This is a genomic window from Asticcacaulis sp. AC402, from assembly GCF_000495835.1.
Lineage (GTDB): Bacteria > Pseudomonadota > Alphaproteobacteria > Caulobacterales > Caulobacteraceae > Asticcacaulis.
Map to the genome: position 1 here is coordinate 54,861 of NZ_AWGC01000009.1, position 23,677 is coordinate 78,537.

The 23,677-nt window shown below is 58.9% G+C and carries 26 protein-coding genes and 1 tRNA gene; 14 read left to right on the top strand and 13 right to left on the bottom strand.

Going from position 1 to position 23,677, the window contains the following annotated elements:
* The first annotated feature begins 1 nt into the window (after position 1).
* On the top strand, positions 2–676 hold the full coding sequence (locus tag ABAC402_RS25340) for a squalene/phytoene synthase family protein (protein ID WP_023448482.1): 675 nt from the start codon (positions 2–4) through the stop codon (positions 674–676).
* A gap of 65 nt (positions 677–741) precedes the next feature.
* The gene (locus ABAC402_RS25345) at positions 742–1,455 is read left to right on the top strand and encodes a hypothetical protein (RefSeq protein WP_155847316.1); all 714 of its coding nucleotides are present in this window, start codon (positions 742–744) and stop codon (positions 1,453–1,455) included.
* A 267-nt stretch (positions 1,456–1,722) separates the two neighbouring features.
* On the opposite strand, the gene ABAC402_RS25350 is transcribed toward ABAC402_RS25345, so the two are convergent.
* Together ABAC402_RS25350 and trmFO are read right to left on the bottom strand one after the other, a co-directional pair.
* Positions 1,723–2,505 (bottom strand): DUF1353 domain-containing protein, encoded by a 783-nt coding sequence (locus tag ABAC402_RS25350; RefSeq protein ID WP_031235243.1) that lies wholly within the window; start codon positions 2,503–2,505, stop codon positions 1,723–1,725.
* A 10-nt stretch (positions 2,506–2,515) separates the two neighbouring features.
* Positions 2,516–3,922, bottom strand: coding sequence for a methylenetetrahydrofolate--tRNA-(uracil(54)-C(5))-methyltransferase (FADH(2)-oxidizing) TrmFO (gene trmFO / locus ABAC402_RS25355; RefSeq protein ID WP_023448486.1), 1,407 nt, complete (start codon positions 3,920–3,922; stop codon positions 2,516–2,518).
* A 153-nt stretch (positions 3,923–4,075) separates the two neighbouring features.
* On the opposite strand from trmFO, the gene ABAC402_RS25360 reads away from it, so the two are divergent.
* The 4 genes from ABAC402_RS25360 to ABAC402_RS25375 all read left to right on the top strand — a co-directional run bounded on the left by ABAC402_RS25360 (position 4,076) and on the right by ABAC402_RS25375 (position 7,808).
* Entirely contained in the window at positions 4,076–4,876 is an 801-nt protein-coding gene (locus tag ABAC402_RS25360; protein WP_155847317.1) for a hypothetical protein, read from the top strand.
* Between the two features lie 32 nt (positions 4,877–4,908).
* Positions 4,909–5,823, top strand: a complete 915-nt coding sequence (locus ABAC402_RS25365) for a hypothetical protein (protein ID WP_023448488.1) — start codon at positions 4,909–4,911, stop codon at positions 5,821–5,823.
* A gap of 167 nt (positions 5,824–5,990) precedes the next feature.
* Positions 5,991–6,911: a hypothetical protein gene (locus ABAC402_RS25370; RefSeq protein WP_023448489.1), complete on the top strand. Its 921-nt coding sequence runs from the start codon at positions 5,991–5,993 to the stop codon at positions 6,909–6,911.
* A 48-nt stretch (positions 6,912–6,959) separates the two neighbouring features.
* On the top strand, positions 6,960–7,808 hold the full coding sequence (locus tag ABAC402_RS25375) for a hypothetical protein (RefSeq protein ID WP_023448490.1): 849 nt from the start codon (positions 6,960–6,962) through the stop codon (positions 7,806–7,808).
* Here ABAC402_RS25375 and ABAC402_RS25380 read toward each other — a convergent pair.
* Together ABAC402_RS25380 and uvrA are read right to left on the bottom strand one after the other, a co-directional pair.
* Positions 7,794–8,612 carry a carbonic anhydrase gene (locus tag ABAC402_RS25380; RefSeq protein ID WP_023448491.1) on the bottom strand — a complete coding sequence of 273 codons (819 nt, stop codon included), beginning with the start codon at positions 8,610–8,612 and terminating at the stop codon, positions 7,794–7,796. The two genes, ABAC402_RS25375 and ABAC402_RS25380, sit on opposite strands and share 15 nt — an antisense overlap.
* 248 nt (positions 8,613–8,860) lie before the next feature.
* A complete protein-coding gene (gene uvrA / locus ABAC402_RS25385; protein WP_023448492.1) occupies positions 8,861–11,770 on the bottom strand; it encodes an excinuclease ABC subunit UvrA in 2,910 nt (969 codons plus the stop codon).
* 235 nt (positions 11,771–12,005) lie between these two features.
* Here uvrA and ABAC402_RS39140 point away from each other — a divergent pair, with 235 nt between their 5' ends.
* Positions 12,006–13,130, top strand: a complete 1,125-nt coding sequence (locus tag ABAC402_RS39140; RefSeq protein WP_023448493.1) for a hypothetical protein — start codon at positions 12,006–12,008, stop codon at positions 13,128–13,130.
* A 24-nt stretch (positions 13,131–13,154) separates the two neighbouring features.
* Here the strand turns inward: ABAC402_RS39140 and ABAC402_RS25395 are convergent, their stop codons facing one another.
* The 4 genes from ABAC402_RS25395 to ABAC402_RS25410 form a co-directional block, all read right to left on the bottom strand.
* Positions 13,155–14,387 (bottom strand): TadE/TadG family type IV pilus assembly protein, encoded by a 1,233-nt coding sequence (locus ABAC402_RS25395; protein WP_023448494.1) that lies wholly within the window; start codon positions 14,385–14,387, stop codon positions 13,155–13,157.
* Between the two features lie 75 nt (positions 14,388–14,462).
* Entirely contained in the window at positions 14,463–14,903 is a 441-nt protein-coding gene (locus ABAC402_RS25400) for a hypothetical protein (RefSeq protein WP_023448495.1), read from the bottom strand.
* Positions 14,903–15,235 carry a rod-binding protein gene (locus ABAC402_RS25405; RefSeq protein ID WP_023448496.1) on the bottom strand — a complete coding sequence of 111 codons (333 nt, stop codon included), beginning with the start codon at positions 15,233–15,235 and terminating at the stop codon, positions 14,903–14,905. The genes ABAC402_RS25400 and ABAC402_RS25405 overlap by 1 nt, the downstream gene beginning before the upstream one ends.
* Before the next feature lie 2 nt (positions 15,236–15,237).
* Positions 15,238–16,344: a flagellar basal body P-ring protein FlgI gene (locus ABAC402_RS25410; protein WP_023448497.1), complete on the bottom strand. Its 1,107-nt coding sequence runs from the start codon at positions 16,342–16,344 to the stop codon at positions 15,238–15,240.
* Positions 16,345–16,606: 262 nt separating this feature from the next.
* Here ABAC402_RS25410 and ABAC402_RS25415 point away from each other — a divergent pair, with 262 nt between their 5' ends.
* The 4 genes from ABAC402_RS25415 to ABAC402_RS25430 all read left to right on the top strand — a co-directional run bounded on the left by ABAC402_RS25415 (position 16,607) and on the right by ABAC402_RS25430 (position 18,920).
* Positions 16,607–17,032, top strand: coding sequence for a flagellar assembly protein FliX (locus ABAC402_RS25415; RefSeq protein WP_031235245.1), 426 nt, complete (start codon positions 16,607–16,609; stop codon positions 17,030–17,032).
* A 194-nt stretch (positions 17,033–17,226) separates the two neighbouring features.
* Positions 17,227–17,655 (top strand): RNA polymerase-binding protein DksA, encoded by a 429-nt coding sequence (gene dksA, locus ABAC402_RS25420; protein ID WP_023448500.1) that lies wholly within the window; start codon positions 17,227–17,229, stop codon positions 17,653–17,655.
* Between the two features lie 63 nt (positions 17,656–17,718).
* Entirely contained in the window at positions 17,719–18,189 is a 471-nt protein-coding gene (locus ABAC402_RS25425) for a DUF6265 family protein (RefSeq protein WP_155847318.1), read from the top strand.
* Positions 18,186–18,920 (top strand): DUF1080 domain-containing protein, encoded by a 735-nt coding sequence (locus ABAC402_RS25430; protein WP_023448502.1) that lies wholly within the window; start codon positions 18,186–18,188, stop codon positions 18,918–18,920. Before ABAC402_RS25425 ends, ABAC402_RS25430 begins: the two co-directional genes overlap by 4 nt.
* 10 nt (positions 18,921–18,930) lie before the next feature.
* Here ABAC402_RS25430 and ABAC402_RS25435 read toward each other — a convergent pair whose 3' ends face one another.
* Entirely contained in the window at positions 18,931–19,557 is a 627-nt protein-coding gene (locus ABAC402_RS25435; RefSeq protein ID WP_235079913.1) for a TIGR00730 family Rossman fold protein, read from the bottom strand.
* 107 nt (positions 19,558–19,664) lie between these two features.
* Between ABAC402_RS25435 and ABAC402_RS25440 the strand changes: the two genes are divergently transcribed.
* A complete protein-coding gene (locus ABAC402_RS25440; protein ID WP_031235246.1) occupies positions 19,665–20,555 on the top strand; it encodes a hypothetical protein in 891 nt (296 codons plus the stop codon).
* Between the two features lie 15 nt (positions 20,556–20,570).
* Here ABAC402_RS25440 and ABAC402_RS25445 read toward each other — a convergent pair whose 3' ends face one another.
* The 3 genes from ABAC402_RS25445 to ABAC402_RS25455 form a co-directional block, all read right to left on the bottom strand.
* Positions 20,571–21,209, bottom strand: a complete 639-nt coding sequence (locus ABAC402_RS25445; RefSeq protein ID WP_023448505.1) for a 2OG-Fe(II) oxygenase — start codon at positions 21,207–21,209, stop codon at positions 20,571–20,573.
* A gap of 63 nt (positions 21,210–21,272) precedes the next feature.
* Positions 21,273–21,485, bottom strand: coding sequence for a hypothetical protein (locus ABAC402_RS25450; RefSeq protein WP_155847319.1), 213 nt, complete (start codon positions 21,483–21,485; stop codon positions 21,273–21,275).
* 137 nt (positions 21,486–21,622) lie between these two features.
* Positions 21,623–21,698: transfer RNA gene (locus ABAC402_RS25455), tRNA-Asn, on the bottom strand.
* A 363-nt stretch (positions 21,699–22,061) separates the two neighbouring features.
* Here ABAC402_RS25455 and ABAC402_RS25460 point away from each other — a divergent pair.
* Together ABAC402_RS25460 and ABAC402_RS40820 are read left to right on the top strand one after the other, a co-directional pair.
* Positions 22,062–22,427 carry a hypothetical protein gene (locus tag ABAC402_RS25460; protein WP_023448508.1) on the top strand — a complete coding sequence of 122 codons (366 nt, stop codon included), beginning with the start codon at positions 22,062–22,064 and terminating at the stop codon, positions 22,425–22,427.
* Between the two features lie 326 nt (positions 22,428–22,753).
* On the top strand, positions 22,754–22,927 hold the full coding sequence (locus tag ABAC402_RS40820; RefSeq protein WP_304412590.1) for a methyl-accepting chemotaxis protein: 174 nt from the start codon (positions 22,754–22,756) through the stop codon (positions 22,925–22,927).
* A 258-nt stretch (positions 22,928–23,185) separates the two neighbouring features.
* Here ABAC402_RS40820 and ABAC402_RS25470 read toward each other — a convergent pair whose 3' ends face one another.
* Positions 23,186–23,491 (bottom strand): hypothetical protein, encoded by a 306-nt coding sequence (locus tag ABAC402_RS25470; protein ID WP_023448510.1) that lies wholly within the window; start codon positions 23,489–23,491, stop codon positions 23,186–23,188.
* Positions 23,492–23,677 lie beyond the last annotated feature (186 nt).

Here is a 23,677-nt window from a genome sequence, read left to right on the forward strand (position 1 = left end):
TATGGCGTCTTCCGAGCTCGAACCGAAATCGGAGGATGTCCGCCTTGCCTGCGCCTTTATACCCGATGTGGAGCGCCGCGGCGGAGTTTTGGCCTTGTTCGCCTTGCTGGAAACCTTGCGTGATATACCTGAGCGCGTAACCGAGCCGCTGATGGGGGAAATCCGTCTGCGCTGGTGGTACGAAGCCTTCGAGGCGATCGGACAGGGGCGCACACCGCATTATCATCCGTTGACGGAGTTGTTTCAACGGTTGATCCCCCAGTATGACTTGCCTGTCGCGACCTTCCTCACCATGGTTGAGGCCCAGATGCCGTTGTTGGATAAGGGCCCGATGCTATTGCGCCAGGCCTTGGATGTGCTGGGTGGCGAGGAAGCCGTCTGGCGCCTGTCGGCACAAATCTTGGCCGCCGCAACGGAGACGGCCCAAGGGTTGCCATGCGCGCGGCTGTTCGGACTCCTTCAGTTGCAACGCGCCGGGCGCCTAAAAGCCGAGGAATTCGGCGATACTGAACTGGCGCATGTGCTGAAAGAGATGCGTGCCGACGTAAAACTTCTGCCGACGCCGCTGGCGCCGCTGGCCTTACCGGCGGTGGCTGCTCTGGGGCGGCGGCGTGGATTCGGACCTCTGCGCCTGCGTTTTAGCCTGTTGTGGACCTATCTGACCGGGCGCATTTGACACCGTTCGCGTCTTCGCGTGAAATTTCATCCTTTTCTGTCGTTTGACGTTGGTGGCGGTTGATCGTGTCCCTTGAGGTGGTGTACGGTCAGCAGGCCACCGATAATCCGGGGCAGGTCCGGATCATCGGTGGCCTGCCGAACCTACACCTTGCACTGGGACACGATCCTTTCATTTTCCAAGACCCGGTGTATCCAAAAGCCATCCAAACCAGATTCCTGATGCTTATGGTCGGGTATAGTGACGTCCGGACACATCAGCTTACATCATGTCACCGTAATCGGAAGCAAGGGAGCACCATATTGTCCGTAAATGCTGAAATGATCGCATTCGAAGGGCGTCTTTCGGTAATGAAAGCCGCAGGTACAGTGTTATTCATGATGTTTTGTTTTTATTCCGTTGCTTTTAGCAATGCTGATAACCACCAGTATTATAAATGGTTGTTTCAACCGTGGGCCCAACCGGTACGGTGGCTGCTCGGAATAGCAGCTGCCTGGCTGACAGTCACCACAACGATACTTCTGGTAAAATCTCTATCAGGTAGTCCTTTGATCAAAGTTGAAGATGGCTGGGTCGAAGTAAATGGTTTGAAGAAAGGCAAGTTCCCCGTTTCAGAAATTGACACTATTTCGATTAGATCTTCTCGCTATACCATTAAAGTAGGTAGGAAAAGGTACCACCTGCCTTTAGTTTTTTGTCGAGATAGAGGATGGTTGATGGAGAGAATGGGAGAACTGGCTGTTATTGTAAATAAAAGCAGCGCATTGGGCGACACATGACCCCAGCAAAGACCGTCTAACTAAAGGTGCGAGAAAGGGGCAAGGCGGTGAAAAACCTGAAGTGCAACACTCGCTTGGGCGCATGGAGCGTATTCAGATATTGATCTTAGACTTCTCTCGGGGTTTGGAAGTCGAGAATTTTTCGGGGGCTGGTGTTGAGTTTGTACGCGACGTCGTCGAGGTCGTCCAGTGTCAGGACGCCAAGGGTGTGCTCCTTTCTGGGAGGTGTTAAATCAGCCTGTTGCACTCGATTCTGGAACGTGACGGTTATTTCTTCTCGTCTTTTTTCTTCTTCGGCCAGGGCAGCTTGTCCTGGACCCAGGTCGCCGGTCCCTTGGTTTCGGTAACCGTGACCGGCGCTGGGACATTGATCATGGGCGTGTTGATCGGATAGGCCCGCCATCCGGTCTGGATCAACTCCTTGAAGCCATTGCACTTCGACATGACACGCACAGCCCCCGTCTTCGGCTTGGCAAAAGGCGCCGGCTGGACCTTGTCAGGCTGGGTCGGGTTTATGAACGACCAGTCGTCCTTTAGGCCGTACCCCTTTTCGCCGCCGGTACGCACGGCGGTGTAGGCTGTGCGGGCCGTCCATTCCGAGACGCCGAAATTGATCATGGCGCGGTAGAAGATGTCGTCGGCCTCTTCGCGCTTACCCTTCTCGCCGATGGCATACAGGTAGTCGTGGATAATAGCGGCGCGCGCTGTTGGCCCCTGCGGGTCGATGACGGTCTGGCCGAACCACGGCACCGAGGCGAAGTCGGTGACGTACCAGCGCGGCACCACGATGACCTTGCCGGTGCTGGGATCGCAATAGGGGAATTCCTCGTTCAGGGTGAACAGCTTTCGGCCGTTCTTGGTCTTGTTGAACAGGATGACCGGTTGCGGTGTCAGTGAACTGGGCGTGACAACGGGCGCCAGCGGTACGAAAACCGTGGTCTGGGTGGTCGTGGTGGTTGCGCAGGCCGTCAGGACCAGGGATGAAGCGGTGATGAGGAGCAGGGAACGCACGGGAAACCTGTGACGAGGAACGGGTACAAAAGCCTGCATAAGGGCAGATTCAGGCAAGATTTAGCCAGTCCTGAACATTGTTCAATGCCCTGAGTGACATAAGGCGTTTTTTGGCCCGGCCACGCTCCTTCAGGGGGATTTTCTGGCCATGTTCGTCGAGCTTGGGCGCTTCCATGGGCGGCAGAAGTCCATAATTGATGTTCATCGGCTGGAAGCTGCCGCCTTCGAGGTGGCCTATGGTGATGTGGTTGAGCAGCGCACCCAGGGCCGTAGTTTCTGGCGGTTCGGGTAAGGTGATGCCCAAGGCCTGAGCGGCGGCAAAACGTCCGGCCAGCAGGCCAATCGCCGCGCTTTCAACGTAACCTTCGACTCCGGTTAACTGTCCGGCAAAACGCACGGATTTTTCGGGTGCAAGCGCCTTGAGCCGCAATTGCCGGTCGAGCAGTTTCGGCGACTTGATAAAGGTATTGCGGTGCAGTCCGCCCAGGCGGGCGAATTGGGCGTTCTCCAGGCCGGGAATCATGCGGAAGACATCCGCCTGGGCGCCGTGCTTCAGTTTTGTCTGGAAACCCACCATGTTGTAAAGCGTCCCCAGGGCGTTGTCCTGGCGAAGTTGAATGATGGCGTGGGCCTTGACGGTCGGGTTGTGCGGATTGGTCAGGCCGACGGGTTTCATCGGACCATAACGCAGGGTTTCGCGGCCGCGTTCAGCCATGACTTCGATCGGAAGACACCCGTCGAAATAGGGGACGTGCTCCCAATCCTTGAATTCGGCTTTCGGTCCGGCCAGCAACGCGTCGATAAAGGCCTCGTACTGGTCCTTATCCATCGGGCAGTTGATGTAGGCGGCCGCGTCTCCGCCCGGACCTTCCTTATCGTAGCGCGACTGTTTCCACGCCTTCGACATATCAATCGAATCGTAGTGGATGATCGGAGCGATGGCGTCGAAGAAGCTGAGATGTCCCTCGCCGGATACGTCCAGCACATATTGTGACAGCGCTTCGGATGTCAGCGGGCCGGTGGCGACCACGACATTGTCCCACGGTTTGTCGGCGAGGGTGGTGACCTCTTCCCGAACGACTGTAATCAAGGGATGATTTGACAGGGTTTGCGTAACCGCGGCGCTGAAGCCGTCGCGGTCAACGGCCAGGGCGCCGCCGGCGGGTACCTGGTGCTTGTCGGCGCAGGCCAGTATCAGCGAGCCGCCGCGCCGCATTTCTTCATGCAACAGGCCAACTGCGTTGTATTCCCAATCATCCGAGCGGAACGAGTTGGAACATACCAGTTCGGCGAAGTCGCTGGTATGGTGAGCGTTCGTTGGTCTTACCCCCCGCATCTCGTGCAGGACGACGGGGACACCGCGCTGGACGATTTGCCACGCGGCTTCAGAGCCGGCCAGGCCGCCGCCAATAACGTGAATGGGTTGAGAACGTGTGGTCTGTAAAGAATCTGTCATGGCCGCGATCTATAGCAGGTGTGACAGCGTAACAAGTCCGGACAGAAATTTGAACGCGCCAACGAAATAAGCTTTTCAAGCGAATGGAATTGAGTCTCAGATCGCTGTAGGGCTGATAGGCGTGACAGCTGCATTCAGGTTGGGTGAATTTATATGCGTAGAAGCGCGTCATTTTCAGTGACGAAGGCGTTAGCGGCGGCCTTTTCGGGTCTGCCGGCGGCGTGGGCCGGCGCAGGTCTCGCCCTGTTGCTACTGTGGGCTCTGATGACCGGCGGGCCGCTGGTGGCAACGTATTTTCATACGTTCTGGGTGTGCGTGGCGTGGATTTTTGCCCTCTGCCTCGCAAAGCTGATGAGCGTCGGCGCACTTTATCGGACGGCCCTTTTCGGCAAGGATGCCCGCAAGGCAGGGCTGGGCATTGGTGGCCTGCAGATCGGCGCCCCGGAACTGCGCCTGGTCGTCGCCAGCCTGCTGGCCGGGGTGTTTTTCGCTCTGATCGCGGGCGCCATTGGCATCGTCTTCACCGTGATGCTCAGGATGAACGAGGTCGACCTTTATCATGGTGGCGCCTGGACCGTGGCCGGAGCCATTGTCGCCAGCGCAATCCTGCTTTTCGTTGTGCTGAAGTTCACACTTTTGCACGCCGCCAATATTGCCCAAAGCAAACTGGTCGTTTTGAATGCGCTGGGACTGAGTTCGGGCCAGGTTGGCAAGCTCTTCGCGGGCATTGTGATCCTGGTCCTGCCGTTCGCTTTGATCTGCGCCGGCCTGGCCCACCACTTCGCTCCTGAGATCCGGCTGGCCCACGCCTTGCCCTATCCTTGGATGAACCAGCGCATGACCCTGCTGCTGCAAGGCGGCCTGCTGTTCTTGAATATCGGACTGCTTCTGCCGCTGCTGACTGGTTTTTTTGCCTCAGCCTATAGGCAAATCGAGAACATACGGGCACAATAGCGGCGAAATTGCCAAAACCCCGGGGGACAACTGTGAACAAGCTCAATATTGATTTTGCGTTTGAAGGCTTCCGCATCATTCGCCAAAAACCCAGCGCTATCTTGTTCTGGGGCATCATTCTGCTTATCTTCAATGGGGGCAGCATGTACGCACTGGCGGCTCTTGCCGGAGACGCGCTTACAGGTTTCGACCCCCAGAGCAGTGATCCGCAGGCTATTCTTTCCCTGTACGCCAAGATGGCACCGGCCTACGCGATCATAATGCCACTGGCCATTCTGCAACATGCAATTTTATCCTGCGCCGTCTATCGTGGTGTCCTCGGCGAAACCAACAGCAGCTTTGGCTGGCTGCGGTTCGGTGGCGCGGAGTTGCGTCAGATTCTGCTGATGATCATCTTCTTCTTTCTGTTCATTGCTCTCTATATCGGCGTCGTTCTGGCGGCTACGATCGTTGGCGGCCTGGTGGCTTTTGCTCTTGGCCTTGTGTCCCAAAATCTGGCTTTTGTCGGCATTGTCGTCGGGGTTCTCGTAGCAATAGGCGCAATCTTTCTGATCATGACTCGGCTGTCGCTGTTTGGCGTTCAAAGCTTTGACCAGAAGAAAATCAACCTGTTCGGATCATGGAAGTTGACGGCCGGAAACGGTTGGGCCCTTTTCTGGGGCTACGTGATCATGGCCATCATGATCCTTTTGGTCTACCTGCTGTGCATGGTGATCTTCACTGTTGTGGCTATCGTGATGTCAGGTGGCAATTTCGCTGCGATGCAGCCGATTTTCAGCGGAAATCTTAACGTCGACATGTTTTTGCAGCCGCTCTACATTGCCTACATGCTGGTGCTGAATCTGTTGGTCATGCCGCTGATGATGGCATTGTCCCTGGGCGCGCCAGCAGCAGCCTACAAGCAGTTGATCGGCTCGACAAAGGCCAAGGTCGAGAACGTTTTTTGACACGCGACATCTAAAGCTCGATGTCAACCGCGCTTGAAGAGGCAGGGGGATGTTGGCGTTCGTTATCGCCGAAAATTCGCAGGCCGAGGCACTATCACCAGCAGCGGTCGCCGCGTGAAGCAGGTCGAAATTTTTTCTGACAGCACGGTCATGAGCAGGGGCAGACTATGAGACTCGATATTGAATTCGTATTCGAAGGGTTTCGCATCATGCGCAAGCGGCCCTGGGCCGTTGCCGAATGGGGGCTTGTTTTTCTTGTCGCTAACCTGATTGGGTTCGGCAGCTTCGCGGCTTTGGCCATTCCGGCCTTTATACAGATGTCAAACCTGTCGGGAACGCCGGATCCGGCTGTTCTCGCCGGGCTTTTCGGCAGTCTGATCCTGCCGTATTTCATTCTCTTTATCGTCATGATCCTCGCCGGCGCCATGGTGTCCTGTGCTATCTTCCGTACCACCCTGAGCGACGACAAACCCGGTTTCGGCTATTTGCGCCTCGGAGGCGACGAAATCCGCTGGATACTCAGCCACATTGTCCACGCCCTTCTGTTTTTCGCCGTCTACGCCGCCTTTGCCGTCGTCGGTGTCGCCCTGGGTTTTGTCTTCCGCCTCATCGACGAAAACCTGTTCGGCCTGGGTATATTTTTGGCTGTGGTTCTGGGCTTCGGCGTCACGGTCTGGCTGATGATCCGTCTGTCGCTCTTTTCGGCGCAAAGCTTTGCTGAGAAGCGGATCAATCTGTTCGGATCGTGGAAACTGACCAAGGGCAATGTCTGGATGCTTCTGGGCGGTTACCTTCTGGCCGGACTGCTGGCGGTCGTTGTTGAGACCGTCGTTATGACCGTGGTGTGGTTCTTCCTGGCGATCTTCATGGTTGCCAATATGGGCGCTCTGCAGACTCTGGGCAGCGCGCCAGGGACACCGGATCTTGCCGCTATCGCTTGGATGGTAGGGCCGATGATCGCGGGCTATGTTGCTGTTTTCAGCCTGGTTGCCTGGCCGGTGATGACGGCGATCATGGTGGGTGCGCCGGCGGCGGCCTATCGGACCTTGAACGGCGCGCGCGCGGGGGCGGTCGAAAAAGTCTTCTGATCTTGCCTGGCCTTGCGCCGGACTGCTGGTGCGTCTATGCCTTGTCGCATGGCCCTATCGCTCGACTTTGCCTTTGAAGGCTTCCGCAGTATTCGTGAACGACCAAAGCTCATCCTTTTCTGGGGAGCTGTGTCCCTGGCGGGCAGTCTCCTTGCCCTGAGCCTGCTGATTGGTGTGTCCGGCCCGTCGTTGGCCCAGATGATGGCGCTGGCGGCAGCTTCCGGTACAACGCCCGACCCCCAGGCCATGGTGGGGCCGCTCGAAGGGGCCTTGCCTGGAATGGCGCTGTTCGCAGCGGTCAACATGGTCACGAACGCCATCCTGGCGACCGCAGCGGCACGAAGCGCACTGACTGAGACGGATGACCGTTTCGGTTTTCTGGGTTTGGGCTGGGCCGAAGCGCGCATGGTGGTTATTCATGGTTTCATGGGCGTAATGACCTTGGTGCTGCTTATGATCGGAAGCGTTGTCGGCAGTATCGGCGGCCAGGCGGGTGCCGTGACCGGCATGGTCGCGGCTGCCGGCGTGATCGTTTCGCTGCGGCTGCGACTGTCGCTCAATGGGCCACAGAGTTTCCATCGCCAGGTCATAGATGTCTTCGGGAGCTTTGCACTGACGCGGCAGGAGGTCTGGCGCCTGGCCTTGGGGTACGTCATGGCTCTGCTGCTGGCTGCTGCTGTCTGGTTCCTGTGCCGGCAAGTCATTGAAACAACCGTGACGCTGGCCTTCGGTGAGATCGCCGCGCCGGATATCACCAGTTTGCGGGCCTATCTGACACCGACCAATGCGGTAATCGTCGTGTTCGGCGGTGCCGTCATCTCGCCCTTGATCGCCGCGATCGTCTACGGTGCGCCGGCAGCGGCCTATCGCGCTTTGAAACCGTCAGGCCCCGCCTGAGACGTGCAGGTAGTCGCGGTCGTGGCGCGCCTGCAAGGGCCGTGAATTGGGCCCGACCAGGCGGCTGAAGGCATCGGCCTGTTCGGCGCTGACGCTCAGCGGCGAAGAAAACACCATCCAGGTCACACCTTCCGAACACGGCGGCGTCGTTAGCGAACCGGCATAGACGTAGAAGTCTTCGGTGCCAGGCATCAGATCCTGCGCGTTGATCAGTATGTCGTTCAGAGGCAGGGCCTGACCGGGATCGGTCGGCAGGTAGGTCCACAACGAGGCCAGCATCGGATCGGCCGTTCCGATATCCGACATGACGCCTATGACCAGCAGTTCGCCACGTTCGTTCTGGTGCACAAAGTGGGTTTCGAGGGCGGTGCGCTGGCCGTTGATGGCATGCTCGCTGGGCGAATGGAAGTGGAACTGCTTCAATGTATAGACCGTCCCGTCGATAATGACGCCGCCGCTGTCTGAAGGCGCAACGACCACGGTGTGACCGTTGTTTTGGATGGTCGCGGTCGAAGATCGGTAGGCGAACTGAATTTTCGCCGCCTTTTGCGGTGTCTTGCCGGCGATGTCGATCGGTGACTGGCGCTTGCCAGCGCTGCACACGGTATTGTCGCCGCCCATGGCGCCCCAATGCTCCGGCCCTCCCTTACCTTCGTAGGTCCAGTGGGCGACGGCTTCGTGCCCCGGCTTGGCACCGTTCGGATCACCGTGTGAGTCGTGGGAGGCAACATCGCCGTGCGCCTCTTTCTTGGCGCAGGCCGACAGCAGGACAAGGGCGGAGCAGGCGAGGGCGGTGAGTCTCATGGCGCTACCCTGCCAAAGGATGGTTAACAGATATTGAGCGCCGGCGCAGCCGTATCAGAATTTACGGTTTTTCGGGTTGATCGCAAGCCGCCGTGCTGCGGCCAGACGGGTCATGGAACCACGGCTGTACACGGAAGAACACGGATTTCCAGGCCGTCCGAAAATGATGATGTCGGCACCAGAAATTCCATGAGTGCGGAGCGCGCGATCTATCCGTGTTTATCCGTGTTTATCCGTGGTTCAGGCCCTTACTGCGCCGGCTCAAGATGACGCTTTTTGTGTTTCGCCAGCATGCCCTTGAGGTATTTGCCGGTCCACGATCTCGGGTTTTCGGCCACTTGCTCGGGGGTTCCGATCGCCACGATCTCGCCGCCGCCATCGCCGCCTTCTGGTCCGAAATCCAGCAGCCAATCCGCCGTCTTGATGACGTCGAGATTATGCTCGATGACGACGGTTGTATTGCCGTGATCGGTCAGTTCGTGCAGCACTTCCAGCAGCTTGCGTGTATCTTCGAAGTGCAGACCGGTCGTTGGCTCATCCAGGATATACAGCGTCTTTCCCGTGGCGCGCTTGGAGAGCTCCTTCGACAGCTTGACCCGCTGAGCCTCGCCGCCGGACAGGGTCGTCGCCTGCTGCCCGATCTTGATATAGCCCAGGCCGACGCGTTTCAGGGTTTCCAGCTTGTCGCGGATCGTCGGCACGGCCTTGAAGATGTCGGCGCCTTCTTCGACCGTTATGTCCAGGACATCGGCGATCGAATAGCCCCGGAACACGATATCGAGCGTCTCACGATTATAGCGCTTGCCCTTGCAGACGTCGCAGGTGACGTAGACATCCGGCAGGAAGTGCATCTCGATCTTGATCAGCCCGTCGCCCTGGCAGGCTTCGCAGCGGCCGCCCTTGACGTTGAAGCTGAAGCGGCCCGGGCCGTAGCCCCGCGCCTTGGATTCGGGCAGGCCGGCGTACCAGTCGCGAATAGGTCCGAAGGCGCCGGTATAGGTGGCCGGGTTGGAGCGCGGTGTGCGGCCGATCGGAGACTGGTCGATCTCGACGATCTTGTCGAAATGCTCCAGGCCCTCGATCTTGTCATGGGCCGCCGGGTGGGCCGAGGCATTGTTCAGCCGCCGCGCCGCCGCCTTGTACAGGGTCTCGAGCGTAAATGTTGATTTGCCCCCGCCCGACACGCCGGTGATGCAGGTCATGACGCCGACCGGGATCTCACCCGTGACGTTTTTGAGGTTGTTGCCACGGGCGCCAATCACCTTCAGCATCTTCTTCTTGTTGATCGGCCGGCGTTCCTGGTCAGTGTCCTTGGAATAGAAGAGCGGGATCTCGCGCTTGCCCGTCAAGTATTGACCCGTCAGCGATTTGGCGCAGGCCTTGATCGCCTCAGGCGGCCCCTGAGCGATGATCTCGCCGCCATGGATGCCGGCAGCTGGCCCCATGTCGATAACGAAGTCGGCCTGCAGGATGGCGTCCTCGTCGTGCTCAACGACCAGCACGCTGTTGCCCAGGTCGCGCAGGCCCCGCAGGCTGACCAGCAGGCGATCGTTGTCGCGCTGGTGCAGGCCGATCGACGGCTCATCCAGGACATAAAGCACACCGGTCAACCCGGAGCCGATCTGGGATGCCAAACGGATCCGCTGGGACTCGCCGCCGGACAGGGTGCCGGAGTTGCGCGACATGTTGAGATAATCCAGACCCACATCATTAAGAAAGCGCAGCCGATCCTTGATTTCCTTGAGGATACGCCGTGCGATATCCATCTGCTTGTCGCTCAGTTTGGTCTCGACCTCGCTGAACCATTCGTGGGCGTGTTTGATCGACAGGCCGGAAATCTGCGAGATGTTTTTGGCGTCAATCTTCACGGCCAGGGCTTCGGGCTTCAGGCGCGCGCCCTTGCAAGCGTCGCACGGCGTTTCTGACTGATAGCGCGCCAGGTCTTCGCGCACCCACGAGCTGTCGGTCTCGCGCCAGCGCCGGTCCATGTTCGGGATGACGCCTTCGAACGGCTTGGTGACATCATAGCGGCGCGTGCCATCCTGATAGGTGAACTTGATTTTTTCGGTACCCGAACCCTGAAGGATGACCTCCCGAACCTTTTCCGGCAGGTCCTGCCACCTCTTGTCGACTGAGAATCCATAGTGGATTCCAAGGCTTTCCAGAGTTTGGGCGTAAAGCGGCGAGGGGCCTTTCGACCAGGGAGCTATGGCGCCGTCCTTCAAGGTCGCCTTCGGGTCGGCGACGATCAGGTCACGGTCAAATTTCAGCTTCACCCCGAGTCCGTCGCAGGCCGGGCAGGCGCCGAACGGATTGTTGAATGAAAAAAGCCGAGGTTCAATTTCCTCGATCGTGAAGCCGGAGACGGGGCAGGCGAACTTCTCGGAAAAGATGATGCGCTTTGGTTCGGTATCGCCTTCGACGACATCGGCAAATTCCGCGACCGCCAGGCCGTCTGCCAGACGCAGCGCCGTCTCAAGCGAGTCGGCGAGACGCGCCATCAATCCGCCCTTAACAACAACACGGTCGACCACAACGTCAATGTCATGCTTGAAGGTTTTTTCGAGCTTGGGTGCGTCCTCAATGGCGTAATACTGACCGTCGACCTTCAGCCGCTGGAAGCCTTGTTTCTGGAGCTCGGCGATCTCTTTTTTGTATTCGCCCTTACGGCCGCGGACATAGGGGGCCAGCAGCAGCAGGCGGGTGCCTTCGGGAAGGGCGACGATCTTGTCGACCATTTGCGAGATGGTCTGGCTTTCGATCGGCAAGCCGGTGGCCGGCGAATAGGGGATGCCGACGCGCGCCCACAGCAGCCGCATGTAGTCGTGGATCTCCGTCACTGTCCCGACCGTCGAGCGCGGGTTCTTGGACGTTGTCTTCTGTTCGATGGAGATGGCCGGCGACAGGCCTTCGATCAGGTCGACATCGGGCTTGGACATGAGTTCCAGAAACTGACGTGCGTAGGCCGACAGGGACTCGACGTAGCGTCGCTGACCCTCGGCATAGATGGTATCGAAAGCGAGCGACGACTTTCCGGAGCCCGACAGGCCGGTCAGGACGACCAACTGGCCGCGCGGGATGTCGATATCGACGCCCTTAAGATTGTGCTCCCGTGCCCCGCGGACCTTGATGAAGTCCTGATCGAAGTGCTTCGCCATACGCGTCCCGTCCCGAAAATTTTACAAAGCCCTGTATATAGGATGCTAAGGGCGATTTGCCAGTTGAAAGCAAGAACATTGTGGCAACATTACCGATTGATCGCTGCGCTACACTCCTGCCTATCGCGCGATGACAGGATTTGTCAGCAGGGTACAAAAACTCCGCACGTGACAAATCGGACAAAGTAAGGCCAATATTCGTGGTCACGGTCGCCATACGAGGGCCAGGCCATATATGCGCGTCACCATAGAGCAGATCAGGGATGAGATCAGCGACCGGCTGGAGGTTGTCAGCGTCTGGATCACATCACGTACGGACCGGCGGTCACGCTGGATCGGTTCCACGGTCATTGTTTTCGGCGTCCACCTGCTTTTTTTCTGGGTGCTGATGGCCAGTAATACCCAGACCATGCAGCTGCCGCCCTTCCAGGAGGAGATCTATCCCGTCGAGCTGTTTGATATCCCGCCGCCCTTGCCAGAGCCCATTCCCGAAGTCGAGCCTGTCGAGCCCGTGCCAGAGGTGGTCGAACAGGTTACCCCGCCGGAAATTGAACCCGAGGTCGAAACCGTGCCGCAGCCGCAGCCGCAGACGCAGCCTGTGCCGCAACCCCAGCCCAATGTCGTTGAGGCGCCACGGAAAAGTTTGACCGTTAAGCCGGTCGATATTTCTGACCTGACGCAAAAACAGTCTCCGACAGCGCGCACCGAGACCCAGCGTGACGTTCAGTTGGTTACCAGCGCCGCGCCGAAGATTTCGGCTGTGCCGGCGCCGAACCTGGGGGTCAAGAAGCGAAATCAGGACGACCAAGTGTCCGCCCGCACCGAGGAGACGGCGAAGACTGACTCGTCGACGCACAATGTCGCGAACCTGAACCTGCATGTGCCGGACAAGGTTATGGCCAATGCGCCGGCCTCGGGGCTTGCGCCGGCCGCCCGCAAACCGGCCGGCGGGGGCGGGGGCGGATCGAACAATGCCGGCTTGCCACCGGGTACGCTGCAGGGGTTAAGCGGCGGGCGATCGGGTGTCAGTCAGGCCATACTGAACCATAACAGCTGCGTCGAAATTCAGCGCAGCGGCAAGCCCATACCCGAAAACTGTAATATGAAAGACATGGCGTCCATGGGAAAGATGGGGCCTAAGCCTGACCGTGATTTCCAGACTGCCGCCAGCAAGCGAGACGCTAACCTGCGTTACAAGACATCGCCGGGCAGCACCGAATACTGGCAGCGGGTCAACAAGTCGCCGACGCCCGGCAGCGGCGGGCGTGATGACAATTTGCCGAAAAAGGGGACCTATGCCAGCGACAAGGACGCGCGGGTAATGGAGGGCGCCAATATCGACCCCATCAACGGCAACTGACGGCTGGGTGAAAGGTGTGGTCGGCTACTTCACCAGCCGGACATGGGTCTTGGCACCGTCGGTTCCGGAGCTTGCACCGCCCATGGGACCGAGGTTCCACGTCGTGTTGTTCAGGATCAAACGCCACACCACCAGGGTCAGGGCGTCTGACTGGACACCGGACTTGGCATTCAGGGTTAGTTCCCGCGATGGCAGCCAGATCAGTCCCGAAAGCTTGTTTGCCACCGAGTCGTTGAGGACAAACTGGGTCTTGGACAAGCCCGATGCCTCATACATCAGCAGATCCTTGTAGGTGCCGCTGGACGGTGCGCTCAGATCGGCGGAGATGCCACTGTTAAACTGTATCTTGGACGTGTCGGCGTAGTAGAAGGTGACGCCCGTGCCCTTCCAGGTGCCGCCATTGACGTTCCAACCGCCGTTCTTGATGACGTAGACGCCTGGCGCAAAAGTAATGTTCGCCGAAGAATTGTTGAAGTTGAACCACCCGCAATAGACGCCGGGCTGCAAGGTCTGGGTGGCTGCGCTGTAATTCTGGTTGGAATAGGTGCAGTTCGACGACGCCGGGGTTGGCAAGGTGCCGGAATAAGGGTCACCCGAGGCAGCGCAACTGGTTGCCAGGTTGGGGACGGTCACCGAATTCCTGATGACATTGGCGCCCTGGATACACAGTTTCTTAAAGTTGAGCGTGCTGCCGGAATTGAAGATAGCGGCCGGATTGGCGGTCGACTTGACATGGATTTCGCAGGTTGGGGCCTGGACATTGGCGCCGCTGTTGACCAGGAGGGCCTGGTTGCCGCTGGGGTCGAGGACGTAGATGCACGGCGCGCCCGATGGTGTCACCGTGGTCGTGCCCTGGGCGACAGATTTTACGCTGACCTTCAGATCGTTCAGCCCGATCAGTTTCATAAAGTAGGTCGGACTCTCCAGGCTGGCCGTCCCGGTGAGAGTCGTGGTGAGGTACGAAGATGACGATGCCGAAGATGAGGAAGCCGCGCTGCTGTAGGATTGAGACGCGCCGTCCAGTTCGTCGGGCACATTCTGCTTGAAGGTGTTGCTGGCCTGGACGGCCATCTGACTTGACGCCCGCACACCGGTCAGAACCGCGGCATCCAGTGCATTCTGCATGCCGTGACGCATGTTCGACGCATTGAAAAGGTCCAGTGTTCCACCGGCGGCAGCAATAACCAGGACGGCCGAAAGGCCGTAGACCATAGCGACGTTTCCGCGCGTATCGCGCCAGAAGTTATTGATCTTCATCCACACACTCGTATATTATTTTCGAGTATCGGATATCGCCGTAAAAATGCCGTTAAGCGGTTGGGTTTTCCGCGGTCAGGCCAGCCTGCCGAAGCTCAGCGACTGAGGGCCGGCGTCGCTGGTGCGGCCGCGGGCACCGTAGGTCGTGGTTTGATTGCGGATCGTGTTGAGGTCCTCGGCCACTGCGGCGATTATACCTTCGGTTACGGTCTTGGCAGCGTTGACGACATGTTCGTAGCGATGCAGACGTTCCTGGAAGAGGGCCGTCGCGTCGCGCAAGGCTGTCTTGTCAGTTGGCGTCATCCCGTCCAACAGGGACGGGTCGGCCTTGATACGCGCGGTCTCCAGACGGTAGAGGGTGGACAGATGCCGGGTTTCCTCGATGCGGTCGTGCAAATCCTGGGGCCGGTGGGCTTCGAACACGTCTATCTCGTGGGCCAGGCGGTCGCCCAGGCGGATGGTCAGGGCCAGAAGCTGGCGGGCGCGATCGGAGCCATTGTGCGCGGACAGAGCCATTACAGACCTCCTTCCTGAAGTTTCAACAGTTGTTTCTGCATCATGTCGGAGATGCCTATGCCGCCTTGGCGGGTAATGCCTTGCGCCATCGCGTCGATCTGGAATGACCGCATGGCGGCTTCGCCTTGGCCGCCGCCGAAGGGGCCGTCCGTCGTCAGGCCTTCGAACATCGGCTTGAGCAGGGCGGACAGGCACATGGCTTCGAAGTCGGCGCCGAGTTTGGCGTTCTGGTCGCCTTTGGCACTACGGGCCAGGGCGCTAAGACGCGTCTGGCCGACGGCACTGGCCTCGCTCTGGGCCGACTGAAGGGTAAGGAGGGCTGAACTGTCCATTATCACATCACCTGTATATCTGCCTGGAGAGCGCCGGAGGCCTTGACCGCCTGAAGGATGGAAATCATGTCGCGCGGACTGACCCCGAGGGCATTGAGGCCGGCGATCAGGTCGGCCAGGGTCGAACCGCCGCCAAGCGTCAACAGTTGTTTGCCCTTCTCCTCCTCGATGCTGATGTCGGTCGCCGGGATGGCCGCCGTCTGGCCTTGCGAGAAGGGAGCCGGCTGGCTGACATCGGGCCGTTCGTCGACGCGGATGGTGAGATTGCCCTGGGCAATGGCGACCCGCGAAATGCGGACATTTTCGCCCATGACGATCACGCCGTTGACCTCGTCGATCACCACCCTGGCGGGGACATCAATATCAACGGAAAGGGGTTCGATCAGGGTGACGAAGTTCATCATCGTCTGGCCCGCAGGCGGGCGAATGAGGACAATAGACGGGTTCTCGGCCACAGCGGTACCCGGATAACTCGCCGTAATGGCGGCAGCGATACGGTTTGCCGTCGTGAAGTCGGGGTTGCGCAGTGTCAGGCGCAGGACCGGTTGGCTGTTGAAGTCGAAGGCGGTCTGACGCTCGATAATGCCGCCCGATGAAATGCGACCTGCGGTAGGGACGCCCTTGGTGACAGAAGACCCGGAAGCGCCGCCCGCCGACACCGAACCGGTCTGGACCGTGCCCTGGGCGACCGCATAGACCTCGCCGTCGGCACCGACCAGTGGCGTCACCAGAAGCGTGCCGCCCAGCAGGCTCTTGGCGTCGCCGGCGGCCGACACAGTAACGTCGAGCCGGGAACCGGGCGCGGCGAAGGCCGGAAGTTCGGCGGTAACCATGACCGCGGCGGCATTCTTGGTATTCAGATTGGCGTCGCGGACATTGATCCCCATCCGCTCCATCATGGCTTCCATGCTTTGTTTCAACATGGGTGAGTTGCGAACCGTGTCCCCCGTACCATTCAGGCCGACGACGATGCCGTAGCCCACCAACTGGTTGCTGCGTACGCCTTCGACCTCGACGACATCCTTGATGCGCGACGCTGCCTGGGCGCCGCTTACGGCCGTCAGGCCCGTCAGGATGGCCGCAAAAGCCCACTTAAAGTTCAAACGCATCGTTCACTCGCCGGTTAACCACGTAAGGTGACACGTGTTTGCTATTTTCATGCCAGCCTGAGCACGGAAAATTTCGTCGTGTAGTCAAAGGCTTGTCGCATTTTGTTTTTCCGGCATGGCTCAGCGGGAAAATCTTGCCGGGCCGTTAAGGCTTCGCTTACCCTCACGCGGCAATAATGTCCTAATCACCAGCAGTAGGTCTGGTTCAGACGCAGAATTCGCGCCGATCATGTTATAAACGGCCCCATTCAACAGGTGCGTCATGAGCTTCAGAATAAATTCCGCGACCGGCATGAACATGCCTGCAGCGACAGGCGGCATGAAGCGCGCCGGCGGTGAGTTTCCCTTGTCGAAATCCGGCGAGGCGCCGAAATCAGCGGCTACGGCCCAGGCTTCCGCAACTTTCGGCATGATGGGTATGGACGCGTTGCTGGCGCTTCAGGGCGAGGAAGATGTCCTGACCGGTCGTCGCCGCCGCCAGATCAAGCGCTCGCACGACATGCTGGATGCGCTCGACGACATCAAGGTCAGCGTCCTGTGCGGCGATCTCAATGACGAGGCCCTGCTGCGGCTGCAAGCCCTGATCGCCCAGCACCGCGAAGACCTGGATGACGACCGTCTCCAGGGCGTTCTAAACGAGATCGAAACCCGCGCCTGCGTCGAGTTGGCCAAACGTCAATTGATGTAGAGGACACAAAAGCTTCACTAATCTCGCAGCGCAGCAAAACAAAATTCACTTCACAGGCTTTCGTGGCGGCACTATAAGCCGCGCACATCCAGGCGGCGGTAAGGGTGGTACTGTTCTTGCTTGAGTAGTTCGCAAAATGTGCGGCGAGCGCATTTTAGGGATTTGGTGTTCGATTTTTGGGGTCCGACAAGCTTATGCCGTCAAATAATGTGCCGGAATTGGTCACGAGTTACAGTCCTTCCGAGGACGAAGACTATATGAGCGCCCGTCAGTTGGCCTATTTCCGCTCCAAGCTGAACGCCTGGAAGGACGAGATCCTCCGCGGCGCCAAGGAAACTGTCAATATTATGCAGAAGGAAACGGAGAATCACCCGGACCTGGTGGACCGTGCGTCTTCCGAATCGGACAGGGCCCTGGAACTGCGCACCCGCGACCGCCAGCGCAAGCTGATCTCCAAGATCGACGAAGCGATTTCGCGCATCGATGACGGTTCCTATGGCTATTGTGAGGAAACCGGTGAGCCCATCGGCCTCGGTCGGCTGGAAGCCCGTCCAACGGCCACCCTGTCGATCGAAGCCCAGGAACGCCATGAGCGTTCCGAGCGAGTCCACCGCGACGACTGAGCCACTGGCTTGCCGCGACGATCAGGACATGAGAGATTGCGCTGCGCAAAAGCGGAGGCGATCGTGGCCCCTGGAAACTCAATTCTGATATCCATCGGCTTGATGGCGGCATCGGCGTCTGCTGTCCAGGCGGGTGACGTCACCGACCTCGGTTGGTTAGCTGGCTGCTGGGTGCAAAAGGCGAGGGGCCTGACCGTCGAGGAAACCTGGCTGTCGCCGTCTGGCGGTGCTCTGTTGGGTGTAGGCCGGACGGTCCGCGACGATGACGGGACTTTGCGCAGCTACGAATTCATGAAGATCGATTCGCCCAATGGCGTCCTCACCTTCACTGCCGACCCATCCGGCCAGAACAGCGCCAGCTTTCCCGTCAAGGCTCGGACCGCCGAAGAAATAACCTTCGAGAATCTGGCCCATGACTTCCCGCAGCAGGTGGTCTACCGTAAGGCGGCTACCGGCCTTCACGCCCATATCCAGGGCGTAATTGGCGACAAGATCAAAACCATCAACTTCGACTACGAACGGTGCCAACCATGAAAAAGGTCCTGATTCTCACCCTTTGGGCCGCGGCGACCGCTGCCTGCGCCCAAAGCGATTACGACAAGTCCCGTGCTACCGAGGTCTATGCGCCGGTCCCCAGGGCCGTTGACACGTCGGGGCCGGTACCTTCGGACGCAGTCGTCCTGTTTGATGGCCGCAACCTGGAGGCCTGGGAGGCGGTCAAGGGCGGTGCGGCCAAATGGAAGCTGGTCGACGGCGCTGTGGAGGCGACCAAAGGCACCGGTGATATCCGGACCAGACAGAGCTTTTGCGATGTTCAGTTGCATGTCGAATGGATGACTCCGGCAGTGCCGGCAGAGAATGCCCCGACCGGCCAGGCGCGCAATAACAGCGGCGTCTTCCTGCAGGAGCGCTACGAAGTTCAGGTCCTCGACTCTTACAAGGCCGAAACCTATGTCAACGGCCAGGCCGGATCGGTTTACAAGCAGTCGGTGCCGCTGGTGAACGCCTCAAGGCCGCCCGAGACCTGGCAGACCTATGACATCGTTTATAAGGCGCCGAGGTTTGACGCTGGCGGCAAGGTCAGTGAAAAGGCCCGCGTAACCGTGCTGCATAACGGCGTGGTAGTGCAGAACGGCTTCGAGATCGAGGGGCCGACCGCCTGGATCGGTCAGCCGCCGTACGAATCGCACGGTTGCGCCCCTATACGGCTGCAGGACCATGGTGATGCCGTGCGATTCCGCAATATCTGGGTTCGGCCGCTGTAAAGGCGCTTACCTACACCACCTTGCGGGTATCGATATCGACGTCGACCCTGGTCATACCGGAGATGGCAGGCAGGACGTCCTCGACCGTATCGACGCTTTGATAGGTATTGCGGAAATTGGCCGGGGTGAACTGCGTCGTCAGCGTATGTTCTATGAGGATAAAGAACGGGTCCCAAAAGCGGTTGACGTTAAGGAAAATGACCGGCTTCTTGTGCAGGTCCAGACGCCGCCACGACATCAGTTCGATGACTTCTTCCAGCGTGCCGACGCCACCCGGCAGCACGATGAAGGCGTCCGATTCCTCGAACATCATCATCTTGCGCTCGTGCATGTTGGTCACGATGCGGGTTTCGACATCGTCATACAGGATTTCGCGCGAGCGCAGAAACTGCGGCATGATCCCCAGGACCTCGCCGCCAGCATCATGGACGGCGCGGGCCGTTTCCCCCATCAGACCAACACCGCCGCCGCCATAGACTAAACGCAGCCCCGCGCCGGCCAGAACCTGACCCAGGTCAAGCGCTGCCTGGCGATAGGCAGTGTCATTGCCGAAAGAGGAGCCGCAAAACACACAAACAGATTTAATATCGGAAGAGTTGACCTCGACAGATTTCATATCGGACTTAGACAGAGACATTTTCGTTACTACCTCATTGCGAACCAGTGTAACTTGCATTGTTTTTTTCGCACAAGCGATATCTAAAGCTCTGGCTGTCAAAACAGAAAACGAATACGGTTGAGGACGTGAAAAGATTTGTTACCCTGGGTGTGCCGGTCGTCGCCGCTGTACTGGTCAGCTTGACGGCGTGCCAGCCGACGCAGAACAAGACGCAGGACAGCGCCGCCGCAGCTCTGCGTCAGGCCGGCTATGCCAGGGCCCCCGAGGTTACCGCAGTCGAGGAAGTTCCGACGGGTTTCATCGTGTCAGGCCTGGCGAACGAGAAGGGTCGCATTCAGATCGTCTATTCCGGGCAGAACGCCATTGGCCAGAACGTCACTTCGACGATCGGTGGCCCTGTTAACGGCAAGGGCCAGTTCAGCGCGCCAGTGCCCTCCGGTCGATACGGCGGGCTTTACGATTTGCAGGCGGATGACCCTGGGCAGCCTGTGGCGGCGGCAGCGAGGTCGCTATTCAGCGAAGCAGCCGACCCATTGCCCCCCCGCGAGGCCCTGGTTGGAGATCGGCGCGGCCGCTGGCTGCATGCTGAAGGCAAGCTTTTCGTACCGCTGGGCCATCCCGACAAGGCGGCGATTTTGCGCGCCGGCGGCGCCAGTTACATTCTCAGCGGTGAAAAATCGTTGGTCGGGGTTGTCGATTACGACGGAGGCGGCGGCCTGTCTGTCACCGGGCAGGTAACGCCTGGCACGACGGTTGAACTCTTGGTCGACAACACCATTATCGGCCAGACGCAAAGCAAGGCCGACGGCCGCTATCATGTCACGGGACAGATTCCAGTACCAAGTGACGCCTTGGCTGTGCTGGCCCTGGAAATCACCGCGGGCAAGGCCACGATGCGGCGCGTTATTCCGGTATCGCGTCCGCAGCCGGGCAACCGAGTTACACCGCTCTCGCCTGGTTGGCGAATCGATTGGGCGCTACCGGGTGGCGGTATGCAGACGACCATCGTATTTTGACGGTCGTCTCCGCCGCTACATCGTCTCGTTCTGCTTATGTTTGGTCGAGGAGAAAAGCTTTTTCAGGAATTCGGTGATGCCGTGGCGCTTGGCCTTGCGGGCGACGGCGTCTTCACTCACCAGCCAGGCAATCTGAACGACGCGGCGCTCGCCTTCGAACGGCGTGTGGCCGTGCCACGAATTGTCGAGGCGTGGGAAGGCGATGAAATGGCCGTAGCCCGGATTGACCTCTGCCGTGCCCGGGCCGTCCTGGTCCGGGCCTTCCAGAAAGCGCAGATTGCCGCCACTGGAGCCTTCACGGTTGAGATAGATCAGAGCCGAGGCCAGCTTGTCGGCGCCGTCGGTATGGGGGCGTCCGTCTTTCAGCGCCGACCATTTGCGCACGGTAACCCACGACGGCTTGCCCTCCAGTTCGACTCCCAGTTTCTCGCCGATCGCCCTGGCGAAGGCCGCACTGCGGACCTCCTCCAGAAGTTTTCTGAACGCAGGGCCCATGGGGAAGTCTTCGGGCCGCATGAAGCCGGTCTTGTTGATTTCGGGGAAGTCGCGCGCAATCTCGTCTTCCAGGTCGGGCGGCAGGATTTCCGAACCAATGATATTGCGAAAGGGGTAATCGGCGGCAGGGGTGGCAGCAATCGAGTCGTAGCGCAACATGGAATTTACCTGAAAGGAACACTGCGTCTTATAACACGGCCTCCACGGCGAATCCTAGAGCGTTCAGGCTTCTTGCCTGGCTTCGATGCGGGCGTCGACCACAGCCGGTTCGTCCGCCGCCGGGACATAAATGGTCTCGGTGTCGATCGTGGGCGCCGCAATCGAAGGCTCCGGCATGTTAATTATCAGGACGGCGGTCACAGCGATGACGACCACAGCCATCAGCGCGAAGACGGACGTTGCAGCAAAATGTTGGGACACGAAACGAATTGACATAGAGGCCTCCGAAGCAAATTCGCGAGCCATAGTGTCGTATTTGGAGCGGTAAATTTGAAATCGGTGGTAGCGACGCGAAATGCAAAGCAACGATGCTTCGCCTCGATCGGTGTGCCTTTCCGAGTAACGAAAAGGCCTGGCTCCCCGAGCAGGACTCGAACCTGCGACAAGTCGATTAACAGTCGACTGCTCTACCAACTGAGCTATCGGGGAACGACCTCAGGCCTTGGCAAGGCGCGCCCTATAGCAAGGGTTCGCGTCTCATGGCAAGCCTCAAAGCGAGATTTTCACAACAAAGATGCTTTTTGCTGTCGGGTTCAACGGCAAGAAAAAAAAGCCCGAACAACTGCCCGGGCTTTTGAGTTTGGTGATGGTGGGTGTCTTAAAAAAAGCAAAGACAACGACGTTATTGCTGGCGCCTGGTTAATGAAGGGTAAATTCTCCTGCTTGGTGAAAAATAAACTGGCGGGGGACCGGTTCATGACAAATTAACCGGGCGGGGAAGAATGTCGCCGAAACAAAACAGAGGAATCGCCCGTTCGTCTCTCCGCTCAAGTGTCTCGCTTTCGCGTCCTATTGGCAGCCGTTACGGCCTGCCTGGTGGTTCTGGGCGTGCTGGCGGTTTTCCCGTTGAAGCCGCTGAGTCTCCTGATGACCCTGGTTGTTATCGCCATCGCCGTTTTGGGCTTGAGTCTGTTGGCAAACCTGGCCAGTGAAGCCGGAGCGACCGACCGCGACAACGAAAGCTTACGCAATAGAGCCGAGGCGCAGGTCCTCCGTGAAGAAGACGCCGCACGCATGGCGGCGGCTTTGGACGATGAACGGCGGACGTCTTTGCAGGCCCTTGCCGGGCAACTGGAACTGCAGGTTTCGAGCCTGATCGAGGCACTGGCGCGCTCGTCCACCGCAATGGCCTCGTCGGCTGATACCAACCCTCGATGACCTTGACTCTTCGCGGGTTGGCAAGCGCGACTGCGCGCCCGAGCTTTTGCGAGGAGCCACGCGGCGTTTGAGCTGAAAAAATGCGAATACCAAGCGTCATTCTTTATGAGGCTTGGTATGAGCATATGAGTCAGTCAGTTTTCACAGCGTCGGAAAGCGCCGGAAAAGTGGCTTCCGTCGCAACTGAAACCTCGCGCAACGCCCAGAAGGTAGCATCGACAGTGATGGAACTGTCCCAGACAGCAAACGAGATTGCCTCATCGACTCACGAATCGACGCAAGTGTCAGCGCGCGCCTCTGCCGAGGCCGAAGCGACCTCGGTCATGATGACACGCCTGGGACGCAGCGCCGACGAAATCACCGCCGTGGTTGACATGATTACATCGATTGCCCAACAGACCAACCTGCTGGCGCTGAACGCGACCATCGAGGCGGCGCGAGCGGGTGAACACGGTGCTGGCTTTGCCGTTGTTGCCGCCGAGGTCACGGTCCCAGAATAGATGGACGATGTTGAAATAGCGGCCGTTGCCAAGTGTATTGATCAGGGTAGAAGGAAAAATCTCTTCACATGGGAAGGCAAACTCGTCCGATAAATAGTCGCTGAGGGCGCGGAAATCGTCGAGACGATCATAGACCTGTTGCCATTGGTCCTGCGCCGCGAAGAAGCCCTCGATCTCGTTGAGGGAGATGTGATCGAGGCCGAACTTCGATTCCACCATGTCCAGAAAGGCCGAGTTCTTCTTGACCTTAGGCCACCACTATGAGCCCGGTAGGTCGCGAATGGCATAGGTCCGTTTGTTGGGCATGGCGCCCTCGAGCTTTCTCACAGCTTCGCGGACGTCATACCGGCGCACGAACAGGTTGTTGGACGCCAGGGTGCAGAAATAGTCGAATTGCCCGATAACGTTCAGGGCAATCTGGAAGGATTCAAGATGGCCGATCAGAAGTGTATGGCCGACGACATGGCGCGGCGTGGCGCCATTGAAAATGAAGGCGCGCCCGGCCCAGTCCTTCGATTCCGGGGGAGTTGCCGGTCTGTCGGGTAGTTGACGACCAGGATACAATTTTCGTCGGTGAAGGCGACGAAATTGCGGACATTAGCCTGAAGGAACTCATCACTCTCGTTGAACAGGGCCGAGAACACTGTCTTGACAGTGGGTTCGGCCAGGACAGGTTTCGCTTTCATTGCAAATCTGTTGGTGCCGGGAGGGAACGCGGATCAACCTGTGGACGACTATTCTCGCCTTCAC